This window comes from Salmonella enterica subsp. diarizonae (assembly GCF_008692785.1).
Classification (GTDB): Bacteria; Pseudomonadota; Gammaproteobacteria; order Enterobacterales; family Enterobacteriaceae; genus Salmonella; species Salmonella diarizonae.
On sequence record NZ_VXJV01000006.1, the window covers coordinates 391,273 to 402,753 of the forward strand.

The 11,481-nt window shown below is 40.9% G+C and carries 10 protein-coding genes and 3 pseudogenes; 3 read left to right on the forward strand and 10 right to left on the reverse strand.

Annotated features, from left to right (window positions below; translation table 11 throughout):
- Positions 1 to 103: 103 nt before the first annotated feature.
- From F4V72_RS24830 to F4V72_RS14985, 3 genes are all read left to right on the forward strand, one after another.
- Positions 104 to 235, forward strand: a complete 132-nt coding sequence (locus F4V72_RS24830) for a hypothetical protein (protein ID WP_419178955.1) — start codon at positions 104 to 106, stop codon at positions 233 to 235.
- A 225-nt stretch (positions 236 to 460) separates the two neighbouring features.
- On the forward strand, positions 461 to 1,744 hold the full coding sequence (locus F4V72_RS14980) for a citrate synthase (protein WP_023247162.1): 1,284 nt from the start codon (positions 461 to 463) through the stop codon (positions 1,742 to 1,744).
- 134 nt (positions 1,745 to 1,878) lie between these two features.
- On the forward strand, positions 1,879 to 2,925 hold the full coding sequence (locus F4V72_RS14985; RefSeq protein ID WP_023247163.1) for an AbrB family transcriptional regulator: 1,047 nt from the start codon (positions 1,879 to 1,881) through the stop codon (positions 2,923 to 2,925).
- A 54-nt stretch (positions 2,926 to 2,979) separates the two neighbouring features.
- Here F4V72_RS14985 and nei read toward each other — a convergent pair whose 3' ends face one another.
- The 10 genes and pseudogenes from nei to F4V72_RS15035 form a co-directional block, all read right to left on the reverse strand.
- Positions 2,980 to 3,771 (reverse strand): endonuclease VIII, encoded by a 792-nt coding sequence (nei, locus tag F4V72_RS14990; protein ID WP_023247164.1) that lies wholly within the window; start codon positions 3,769 to 3,771, stop codon positions 2,980 to 2,982.
- Positions 3,772 to 3,858: 87 nt separating this feature from the next.
- Positions 3,859 to 3,993, reverse strand: a pseudogene (locus tag F4V72_RS14995) (hypothetical protein); the annotation flags it as partial.
- 67 nt (positions 3,994 to 4,060) lie between these two features.
- A pseudogene (locus F4V72_RS15000) lies at positions 4,061 to 4,372 on the reverse strand (HAD family hydrolase); the annotation flags it as partial.
- Positions 4,373 to 4,398: 26 nt separating this feature from the next.
- A pseudogene (locus F4V72_RS24675) lies at positions 4,399 to 4,617 on the reverse strand (glycosyltransferase family 2 protein); the annotation flags it as partial.
- Positions 4,618 to 4,880: 263 nt separating this feature from the next.
- The gene (locus F4V72_RS15010) at positions 4,881 to 6,659 is read right to left on the reverse strand and encodes a glycosyltransferase (protein WP_136058407.1); all 1,779 of its coding nucleotides are present in this window, start codon (positions 6,657 to 6,659) and stop codon (positions 4,881 to 4,883) included.
- A 94-nt stretch (positions 6,660 to 6,753) separates the two neighbouring features.
- Positions 6,754 to 7,464 (reverse strand): ABC transporter ATP-binding protein, encoded by a 711-nt coding sequence (locus F4V72_RS15015; RefSeq protein ID WP_023262607.1) that lies wholly within the window; start codon positions 7,462 to 7,464, stop codon positions 6,754 to 6,756.
- Positions 7,465 to 7,467: 3 nt separating this feature from the next.
- Positions 7,468 to 8,238 (reverse strand): ABC transporter permease, encoded by a 771-nt coding sequence (locus tag F4V72_RS15020; protein ID WP_080070662.1) that lies wholly within the window; start codon positions 8,236 to 8,238, stop codon positions 7,468 to 7,470.
- 128 nt (positions 8,239 to 8,366) lie between these two features.
- A complete protein-coding gene (locus F4V72_RS15025) occupies positions 8,367 to 9,500 on the reverse strand; it encodes a glycosyltransferase family 4 protein (RefSeq protein WP_070801859.1) in 1,134 nt (377 codons plus the stop codon).
- 12 nt (positions 9,501 to 9,512) lie between these two features.
- The gene (locus tag F4V72_RS15030; RefSeq protein ID WP_170245765.1) at positions 9,513 to 10,409 is read right to left on the reverse strand and encodes a glycosyltransferase; all 897 of its coding nucleotides are present in this window, start codon (positions 10,407 to 10,409) and stop codon (positions 9,513 to 9,515) included.
- Positions 10,406 to 11,481, reverse strand: a 1,076-nt coding sequence (locus F4V72_RS15035; protein WP_085347541.1) for a UDP-galactopyranose/dTDP-fucopyranose mutase family protein, incomplete at its 5' end; no start/stop codon positions are given. The genes F4V72_RS15035 and F4V72_RS15030, both read right to left, overlap by 4 nt.

The following is an 11,481-nucleotide window of genomic DNA, read 5'->3' on the forward strand; positions in this document are numbered from 1 at the left end:
ACAGTGACGCAGGTCACGATAACAACATTTTTTTAATTTTCAATCATCTGATTTGACAAACATTAAACAAAGTTGTTACAAACAACACCAGAAAAAGCATATAATGCGTAAAAGTTATGGGGTCACTCTTTCACCTGCGAATAAGTTATGCAACAGTGTGATGATATTGACCCATTCTTTCAGGACAGTTATTAGTGATAGACAGGTTACATTACTCGGATTGCTACGTTCCTGATTTGCTGCTAATTCGATATTAATCAAGCCGTTACCTGCAAGCGCCCATTGCTCTGTACCCAGGTCATCCCCTCTTTCACAGAGCGGCGAGCCAAATAACAAACTGGTAACGGTTGATTGATACATACACAGAATCTTTCATGCACTAACGACGAGGAAGATGACGTGGAGAAGGCAAGTCTGAGTTCCGGCAGTCTTAAGCAATAAGGCGCTAAGGAGACCGTAAATGGCTGATACAAAGGCAAAAATCACCCTCACGGGTGACACTGCTATTGAACTGGATGTGCTAAAAGGTACACTCGGTCAAGATGTTATTGATATTCGTAGTCTTGGTTCAAAAGGAGTTTTCACTTTTGACCCTGGTTTCACCTCTACCGCATCCTGCGAATCTAAAATCACCTTCATCGACGGCGACGAAGGCATTTTGTTGCATCGCGGTTTCCCGATTGACCAGCTTGCTACCGATTCCAACTATCTGGAAGTCTGTTACATCCTGCTGTATGGCGAAAAACCGACGCAGGAGGAGTATGACGAGTTCAGAACGACAGTCACACGCCATACGATGATCCATGAGCAAATCACTCGCCTGTTCCACGCCTTCCGTCGCGACTCACATCCGATGGCGGTGATGTGTGGGATCACTGGCGCGCTGGCGGCGTTCTACCACGACTCGCTGGATGTGAACAATCCGCGCCACCGTGAAATCGCGGCGTTCCGCCTGCTGTCCAAAATGCCGACCATGGCGGCGATGTGTTACAAATATTCAATCGGTCAGCCGTTTGTTTATCCGCGCAACGACCTGTCCTACGCCGGTAACTTCCTGAACATGATGTTCTCCACGCCGTGTGAAACCTATGAAGTGAATCCGGTACTGGAACGCGCGATGGATCGTATTCTGATCCTGCACGCTGACCATGAGCAGAATGCCTCTACGTCAACAGTACGTACCGCAGGCTCAAGCGGCGCCAACCCGTTCGCCTGTATTGCCGCCGGGATCGCCTCCCTGTGGGGACCCGCGCACGGCGGCGCAAACGAAGCTGCGCTGAAAATGCTGGAAGAAATCAGCTCTGTTAAACACATTCCGGAATTTGTTCGTCGTGCGAAAGACAAAAATGATTCTTTCCGCCTGATGGGCTTCGGTCATCGTGTTTACAAAAACTACGATCCACGCGCCACCGTGATGCGTGAAACCTGCCACGAAGTGCTGAAAGAACTGGGTACGAAAGACGATCTGCTGGAAGTGGCCATGGAGCTTGAGCACATTGCACTGAATGACCCATACTTTATCGAGAAAAAACTGTACCCGAACGTAGACTTCTACTCCGGTATCATTCTCAAAGCGATGGGCATTCCATCTTCAATGTTTACCGTGATCTTCGCGATGGCGCGTACCGTCGGCTGGATAGCCCACTGGAATGAAATGCACAGCGAAGGCATGAAAATCGCTCGTCCTCGTCAGCTTTACACCGGCTACGATAAACGCGATTTTAAATCGGTGCTGAAGCGTTAATTGACAACCGGATGGCGACAACCATCGCCATCCGGTACATTTTTCCTTTTTTCTTATCCTCATTATTTTATTCTTATCCCGTTACTCTCTATGATTAATTAAGGTTTCGCTAAATATCATTCAGGGAGCATGGAATGCCGATTTTGCAGTGGTTTTTGTTGTTCCTGTTATCGCTGCTTATTTCCCTTATTTTTCTCTGGCTGCACCTTCCAGCGGCGATGCTGCTCGGTCCAATGATTGCGGGTATCGTGTTGAGTTTGCGAGGTAGTTCGCTACAACTTCCGCGCGGTATTTTTCTTGCCGCGCAGGCGATTCTCGGTTGTATGATCGCCCAAAATCTAACCGGTTCGATATTGACCACCCTCGCCCTCTACTGGCCGGTCGTGCTTCTGGTGTTGCTGGTGACGCTGCTTTCCAGCGCGATAGTCGGCTGGCTGCTGGTACGTTACAGTTTGCTGCCCGGCAATACCGGCGCATGGGGGTCTTCGCCGGGCGGCGCGGCGGCAATGGTAGCGATGGCGCAAGATTACGGGGCGGATATCCGCCTGGTGGCGTTTATGCAGTATCTGCGGGTACTGTTTGTCGCTGGCGCGGCGGTGCTGGTGACACGCCTGATACTCGGCGACAGCGCGGCAGCGGTCAGCCAACAGTTGGTCTGGTTTCCGCCGCTTAGCGGTAATTTATTGACGACGCTGCTGTTAGCGATCGTGGCGGGCATTGCCGGTCGCCTGATGCGTATCCCTTCCGGCACGATGCTGCTCCCCATGCTGGCAGGCGCGCTTCTCCATTCGCACGGCATCATTGAGATTGAATTACCCGAATGGCTGCTGGCCGTGGCCTATATGGCGATTGGCTGGCGTATCGGGCTGGGCTTCGACAGACAGGTATTTTTTATGGCGCTGCGGCCATTGCCGCAAATCTTATTTTCAATTTTCGTGCTGATGGCGATTTGCGCCGCAATGGCGTGGGGAATGGCTCACTACATGCAGATTGATTTTATGACGGCTTATCTCGCCACCAGTCCCGGTGGTCTGGATACAGTTGCCGCGATCGCGGCCGGAAGCAGCGCCGATATGGCGTTAATCATGGCAATGCAAATCCTACGGCTGTTCAGCATTCTGTTAACTGGACCAGCAGTGGCCCGTTTTATTTCAACCTATGCGCCAAAACAACCTTTGTAGGCCCGATAAGCGTAGCGCCACCAGGCAATAGCCGCCCGCCGATGGCGGTTCCGACTATTTCTGGCAATGTGGGCACCAGTAAAACGGGCGTGAGGAAAGCGTTGTCTTTTCGATAATGCCGCCGCACCGCTCGCACACTTCGCCGTCCCGGTGGAAAACCTTAAAGCGAAACAGCGCGCCATGATGCTTGTTTTCATCCGCCTGGCCGCGAGTAGCGTAGGAAAGACGCGGAATATCCAACAGCGCGTGAGATAGCGCGTTCAGTTGCGCCTCGCTGAGATCTCTCGCTTTATGCTGTCCGGTTAACCCTATCTGCCAGAGGATTTCAACGCGCAGATAATTCCCCAGTCCCGCCAGAAAGGCCTGATCCAGCAACAGCCCGGAGAATTGTCGGTTGCGAAAACGCGGCGACAGCAATCGAGCTTTAACCTCTTCCGGGGTAAGACGCGCGTCCAGCACATCCGGACCGACTCGCTGTAAAAAAGGGTGCGTCGTGAGCTGCTCTGCTGTCAGCATTTCGATATCAGACGCGCTGTAAAGCAGAATAGTTTTATCCGCCGTCTGTAGCCTGACGCGTAATATACGCGTGGTCTGCGGTATTTCACCGGTGTCGATCACCCGCCATACGCCATAGAGTTGGTTGTGGCTGTAGAGCGTCAGGCCATTTGAAAAGTGGGTCAATAACGCTTTTCCCCGCGTTTCTATCCGGGTAACAATTTGACCGGTAAGCTGCGATTCATACGGTTTTAACTGCGCAAAGGCAAACCAGACATCGGTTAAGGTTTTGCCTTTGATTGCCGCCTCCAGATTATCCGCCGCACGACGAATTTCCGGGCCTTCAGGCATGATAATATCCTTTATTAACAGATAATTAATGGACTACACCGCCTCTGCGCAACCATAGACATAACAATCAATTGCTGCCTCTGTCGGTCTGGAATACACATCGAACGCCATAATGAACATCCACAGCGGATGGACAAACAGGCGGCGGCATCCAGTGATAATAACATTATCACGGCACGAGACCACTTCCCCGTCAGGGTTAACGTGATCGCGCCGGGGGATAGTCGACTCTGCCCTTGTCGGGTGAGCGCCCAATAATCATTATCTACCTTCCGGAATTAAATGACGCTTAGTTATATTTTACCCAAAATTTTTTCCTGTTGATCCTTTTAAAGCCTTCTTTCCAATAACTGGCATTCAACTCTTTGATATAATTTTCTCCGGGAAAAAGTTTATCCTTTAAAGGCAGTTTTTTGGCTAGCACAATTCTTTCTGCATTAGATCCTGCGGACTCTGAATGCGTGAGGGAAGATAAGGCGTCCAGTTGAGCGCTTGAGGGTCTGGCTATCAATTCAAAAAAAGGCTCTGACAATACAACGCTATTAAGTGCTGCATAATTTCCTTTTTGTATGAACGGTTTTACATACTCAAAAAAAGAAATACACTCACCAAAAGACTGAGTAGTCATGACACATATTCAGGGGTCCAGGAGTCGTCATCATCTATAAAACATAAATAATTAGATTTAGACATCTTAATAGCATTAAAGATACACTTTTTGTCGTAAATAATATTGTATTTACTTGCTAACTCTTTTAGAAAAAATCATCTATATGGCGAGACACCTCCTTCCTCATACAGAAGATGACGATTTTTTTTGAACACCTTGTCATTAATGGATTTCAAAATTCTAATTAATAGACGAGTATGACCAAGTTTATGTCTGACAATAACCAAAAGACGCTTTCCATATTCTAATTTCGCGTCTCACGGCTTATATAGATTAACACTTTATTAATGAATGCTGAAATTGGATAAGGATTATGATATTTTAGCGGACTAATAACAAATGAGACCTTGACAATGGAACCATGCTTCAGAATACTATTTTCATCATCATATAATTTAAAATATCGGTATAATCCCCATCAGAATAACTTACACCACAATTAATATTTATCTTCATATTTTTTATTGAATTTTTTATACCAGAAAAGTTTTGAAGTAAGATAGGGCAAACTATTTTTCATCTCTTTTTTTGCAGATTTAAACCGATAAAAGTTTTTTACTGCCGTAAACAAGCCATCTATAACAACACTAAAAAACTCAATTTTTGAGTGAGTAAGTTTTAACAACTTGCCATTTTCAATATTTAGATGATAGATAGTAGTTCTTCGAAATGAATACTTCGTAGGGTGATAATGACGATAATCAACCACAATTGGTTTTTTAATTAAAAAGAAAGCTGGAATTAAGTGTCCATTAAGAGTTATGCATCTAAAAATTTTATGGATGATTTTTTCTTTGCCTGAACATGGGTAATCAACACTACCATTAACAATATCAATATTTTCTAAATTGAACTTTTCATTATGAGTTATCGCATTAATTCTTTTTCTTATTTCCAGAAGATCTGCATTACCTTCCCAAAAATCCCGCCCAGAAAGACAGTCTTTATATGACATAATCATTGCTCTGGCAACTTCATAGCGACATGAAAAACTCGCAAGAAAGACTTCCCTTATAAAGAAAACACTTAATAATAGTGCAGCAAACTTTCTTTTACTAATTAATGCAGGTACAGCAACAGTCCTGAAGTTCAAATAGCTATTTAGAACCGATATTTTTCTTTCAAAATCCATTTGCCACGAAGCCACACCATTAAGAGTGACAATATTATGTTTTTTATGCATATATCCAAATAGCAAGTCATCACCACGAACAAAGAAAGGGAATGAATAATATTCAATGGCGTTAATATTAAAGGCAAAAAACCACCATCCACCGTACCCTATTTTATTTTCATTATCAAAACAATCTAAAGCGTTTATCTCGCGAGCATCCAAATAATGTTTATCTGGATAATGTAAAAAGTCTTTATGCCATATAGCACCAGATTCATGTATGATTGCTGGGTTATCCTCAAAAAGCATACAGCCAGTAACAACTGTATTTTTATCTTTAGCCATCAGTAAAAAAGCATGAGTTCGACAAATTGATTCAATTTCACATGAGCCGTCATCATCCATAAATATGACATATTTGACATCTTTTATTTTCTCTGCTTCTATCAAACCTCTCATAAACCCACCTGACCCACCGAGATTTTCATTATTGATAACCATAATACCGTTTCCTGACGGGTGATTAATCGCCTCTCCATTATTAACCACAATCAATTTAAAACGGTCTTTAAATTCATCCTGAGTTAAGAGTGTTTTATCAATTCTATTGATTGTTTTAGTAACAGCCTCTATTCTATTATAGGTTGTTATAACTAAAGCCATAGATGATTTACTAACACGGTCTTTAGTTAGAAATTCGAATCCATTTAAAATAGAGTCTTCATCAGATTGCCAATCCACATAGATATACCCAAAATTTATTTTTGATATATCTATTTCAATTTCATCGCCGATATTAGATGATGATTTGAAATTAACTTGCTTTAATACTCTAATGACACCATTCTCTTTATGCTTTACGGTTATAGTTCCGCATCCAGTTATCCTGGCCCGCAAAAAAAGAGAGGTTAAAGTTGTGTATTTTTTCCATTTCTTAATCGAAAATGCATTATAAAATGTATCAAAACACGCAACCCTGTGACGTGGAACAAACAAATCATATGACGTATAGTTATATTTTCCACCATAGCATCTAAAATAAAGTTCTTCTTCCGCACATACATCAATTTTTGGTAAAATTATTTTTTGAAGTAAAAAATACATAACTAACCTATAAATTTAAATTATCCGGGATAACGCTATTATAAAATCGTAAAATTACTTACCGCGTAGCGATATAAATACTATAATAAGAATATTAAAATCCACCTTTGCTAACTATCTCACCGTGCTCAAGCCTGATGAATTTATTACATACAGATTTAGCCAGTTCATCATCGTGAGTGGCCATTACCATAATGCCCGCTTTAGAAATAAAGCTATTTAATCTCATTTCTGCTTTTCTTTTAAAATCGCTATCACCCACGCTCATCCATTCATCCATCAGTAAAATTTCAGGATTAATTGCAGTGGAAATAGAAAAACCAAGCCTCAGAATCATACCACTAGAATATGTTCTAACGGGGATTTTAATAAAATCACCTAACTCGCTGAACTCGATAACATCTTCTGTAATATTTTTTATTTCATTTTTTGACAGACCGAGAAATAGTCCCCTCAGCTTTATATTTTCCAGGCCGGTAAGCTCACCATCCATTCCCATCATGGGATCAATGAGGCTGGTGACCCGGCCGATACATTCATACTTCCCTGAAGTTGGTTTATAGGCCCCTGCAAGTACTCTCAGAAGAGTTGTTTTGCCCGAACCATTGTGTCCGATAAGCGCAAGACGATTACCTTCAGTAAGCGTAAAATCAATTTTTTTTAATGCCTCTACTTCAATAATCCCGGTATTCGATGAGCCAATTCGTCCACCTGAAGCAGCCTGTAGAAAAGTTTTTTTAAATGAACGGTGGCTGGAGTTAAATATGGGGAGTATTACGCCAACATTTTTGCAAGAGATTTTCATTAATTATAACCAGTATACGATTCTTGAACGATATTTAGTCAACACTAAGGCTGAGACCATCAACATAATAATAGAGGTTATTATTGTGTAAAACCATATGGTTACATCGGGTACAGTTCCCATTAATGGTTTCCTGAGCATCTCCATAAAGTAATAAAAAATATTATAATCAACAAACTCCCTTCTTCCATCTGGTAATTGTTCCGATGTCCAAATGATGGGTGTTATAAAAAAACACAACGTTACTATACTTTGAACGACCGGCCCCATATCACGATATCTTGTGCAAAAAATGGCGAGAATCATACCTGTAGAAATTAATGAGATGGATGTTATTATAATTGCAGGTATAAAAAGGAGAATATCAAGATTTACCGATGTATTGGTAAAAAAAATCACGAAAGGTATTATGATAAAGTTATGCAACATAATCATAAACTGCCGATAGAAAACACGTAATATATATAAATATAACGGAAGGTCAGATTGCTTAATAATTGATGCGGACTCATTAAATATTCCGCATGACTCATTAATCGTTGCTGATAGAAAGGCCCAAAAGATCATACCTAAAGTAAGATGCATGATAAAATTTTCGGAACCAGAACTGAACAGCGAACCGTAAAGAGGTCCCATCGCTGATATGGTGACCCCCATCGAAATCGTTATCCAAAAAGGCCCTAATACCGATCGCCGGTATCGTCCCAGGACATCATTCCAACCTAGAGAAATCCAAAGTTGGTGCCTGGCCAGAGCTTCTTTCAAATCATTCATTGTTTCCGTGTCACCTTTACCTGAAGAACTTATTCTTTAACGATATGAAAATATAAATCATTTATTTTCTATAATACTTACATACTATTTATCTATACATTGACCTGCTTTATAAGCACTTTATGGCGTTAGCAACCAATAGTGTCTTTATAAATTTGCAATGTCTTATTTATAACTAATATGCTGGAAAACAATTCCTTTACACGTTTTCTTCCATTCATCCCCATCTCTAAGCGAATCTGTGGATTTTTTAACAAATACTCTAACTCTACCGCTAACTCCTGAGCTGAATTACTTTTCACAATCAATCCGTTATAGTTATGAATAATTAAGCTATCACATCCGCCGGTATCATAAGCAATACATGCGCGTCCTACAGATGATGCCTCTAATAAAAGCCGTGGAATCCCTTCAGGATAAACAGATGGTAATGCAACGATATTCGATTTCTGGATAAGCTCATATACATTCGAAGAACGTCCCAGCCAGTTAATCAGCCCCTCATTATGCCAGTGATGAATGAGTTCCAGAGGGATAGCATCTTTATCTCCCTCGGCCAAAATACCTGCAACATTCAAGATAAAATGAATATTCTTTTGTCTGAGGATCTTTTTTGCCTCAATGAGATCACCAAGACCTTTACTCCATAACATTCGACTTGCAAAAAGGACTATCGGTATCTTATATTTTTTCTCTATAGAGAATTTATAAATATCAGGGTTAATTCCAGCGCCTTCGATAACGATAGTTTTATGATAATCAATACCTACTAAACGCGATATTTTTCGCCGATCCCTGTCATGTTCAAAAATAAAAACACCACGCTTATTACCAGCAATGTATTTATAAACCAAAACGGTTAATACACGCAATGTTCTCATTAGCAATGTATTATATAAAAAGATTCGACCAAGGCCGACAAAGCTGATAACAACTGGACTATTACGTCTCCTGGCGCTAAACCCACCAATCAGGCAAGGTTTGAGTGTAATACAATGCAATAGGTCAGGATTAATCTCTTTAATAATCTTCCGAGCATTAAAGAATCCTCTAAAAAAAACAAACACATTAAACGACTGAGCAACAAGAGACACATTGTGACAAATAAAACCAAGCGTTTTAAATTTTTTTATAATCTCTTCACTAATAAAATGACTTATGATATGAATTTCATATCCCGCATCCCTTGCCGCTATTGCACGTTCTATCCAATGTAAATCAAAGTACCAGTCTGAATTCACAAAATAACATAACCTTTTCATCTCTTCGTCCTGCTAATGATATTTCCCACTAATACCTTTAAGTCCATGAAGTATTCCTTGCCAGATAAAATATAGATAAAGCAATTTCTTACGCTGCCATGGCAAAATGGCGAGGTATTTAGAGAGACGTAGCACTACAGAAAGAACACTGAATATCCTGGGAACGGGTAAAAGTTTTCTCAGCAGCAACAAATTTCTACAAAGATAATATACTTTCCATTCAGGGCAGATACATCTGCCCTGAATGGATACATCATGGGTAAATTTAATTTCTGGAGAGTAACGAATTTTCTGTCCGGATAATACTAATTTATAACCAAAGAAAAAATCATCATAATAAAGGAAAAGTTCATCATGGATATCGTTAAGATGGTTATTCAATACCTTTCGATCAATAACCATACCAACGAATGATACAGTTTGAACATCAGTAACCTGAGTTTTCGCTGGAGAAAACTTCTCTGGACGCATCGCATAATAAATAGTCTCAAACACCGTAGATGGAACCCTGATAAAAGGTAAATTCATCCGACAAGACCGCCCATCAGTGTCCTGAACTTGTGACATAAATATACGATAGCTTGATGTATCTAATAGCGAAAAATGTTTTAAAATATTAATTTCCGGATAAGCATCATCATCATAGAAAAATACCCAATCGGCATTACTATGTGAGCATATATATTGACTACCGATTTTAAATCCGCCAGCACCGCCAAGATTATTATTAAGATTAAGTATAGTGATGCCAGGTTCACTTAATGAAGAAAGCCATTCTCTGGTGCCGTCGCTTGAGCCATTATTAACGATAACAATGGAGGAAAATCCCGCCTCAACCGTCTCTCGCATGCTTTTTTTTAATTTTTCAAGACGGTTAAAAGTGACGATTAGCGCAGTACACTTCATCAAACAGAAACTGTAAAAGCTGGCATTTCTTTTTGTTCATGTAGCGACGTTAAGTATACGTCCGCCGTCTGTAATGCTTCAGCTATCGTGATGTCCATATCGAGATAACGATAAGTGCCAAGACGACCAATGAAAGTAATATTTTTTTCTTTTTTAGCACGCGATAGATATTTATTCAGCAAATCCATTTTATCCGCTCTGCGGACAGGATAGTAAGGTATATCATCAGCTTCACATTCCCGGCTATATTCTTGATAACATATTGAAGCTTCATGTTTCTCCCACGGAGAAAAATATTTGTGCTCAGTAATTCGAGTATAAGGAATATCTATTGAACAATAATTCATTACTGCACATCCTTGATAATCCTGCTGGCAAAGGATTTTTTTAAAGTCTAATGTACGATATTCCAGTCGGCCATATTGACAGGAGTAAAAGGCATCCAGCGCACCACTGAAAAAAACATGATCATAATCTGTCCGCATTTCCTGAGCGAAGGAGCGACATAGTTCAACAGTGATATTTTCGTGTTCGACAATGGACTTGACCATTTGTGTATAACCAAATTTTGGTATTCCCTGAAACTTATGATTGAAATAGTTATCATCATAATTAAAGCGAACAGGGATACGTTTCAATACAGAAGCAGGTAACGCGGAAGGATGAAGTCCCCATTGTTTAATGGTATAACCTTTAAAAAAGGCTTCATATAACTCTTCACCAATGAAACGCAAGGCCTGTTGTTCAAAATTCTGTGGTTCCAGAATGGTGCGATCACATTTTTGAAGCAGTAATTTCCTGGCGTCATCAGGTGAGCAGGCGACACCAAAAAATTGATTTATGGTATGAAGATTAATGGGTAGAGAAAATACCTGACCGTTTACAGTGGCTTTAACCTTATTAATATAAGGCATCATCTCGGCATATTTATTCACATAATCCCATACTGTTTCATTATCAGTATGAAAAATATGAGGACCATAAACGTGCACCATGATACCCGTTTGCTCATCGCGGGCATCATAAGCGTTACCACCGATGTGTGAACGTTGATCAATAATATTGACTATATGTC

Excerpts from the sequence above, each read along its gene's own strand:
- F4V72_RS15020 (WP_080070662.1), bottom strand. The coding sequence starts at position 8,238 with ATGAATGATTTGAAAGAAGCTCTGGCCAGGCACCAACTTTGGATTTCT.
- F4V72_RS15025 (WP_070801859.1), bottom strand. The coding sequence starts at position 9,500 with ATGAAAAGGTTATGTTATTTTGTGAATTCAGACTGGTACTTTGATTTA.
- F4V72_RS14980 (WP_023247162.1), top strand. The coding sequence starts at position 461 with ATGGCTGATACAAAGGCAAAAATCACCCTCACGGGTGACACTGCTATT.
- F4V72_RS24830 (WP_419178955.1), top strand. The coding sequence starts at position 104 with ATGCGTAAAAGTTATGGGGTCACTCTTTCACCTGCGAATAAGTTATGC.
- F4V72_RS15010 (WP_136058407.1), bottom strand. The coding sequence starts at position 6,659 with ATGTATTTTTTACTTCAAAAAATAATTTTACCAAAAATTGATGTATGT.
- F4V72_RS15015 (WP_023262607.1), bottom strand. The coding sequence starts at position 7,464 with ATGAAAATCTCTTGCAAAAATGTTGGCGTAATACTCCCCATATTTAAC.
- F4V72_RS14985 (WP_023247163.1), top strand. The coding sequence starts at position 1,879 with ATGCCGATTTTGCAGTGGTTTTTGTTGTTCCTGTTATCGCTGCTTATT.
- nei (WP_023247164.1), bottom strand. The coding sequence starts at position 3,771 with ATGCCTGAAGGCCCGGAAATTCGTCGTGCGGCGGATAATCTGGAGGCG.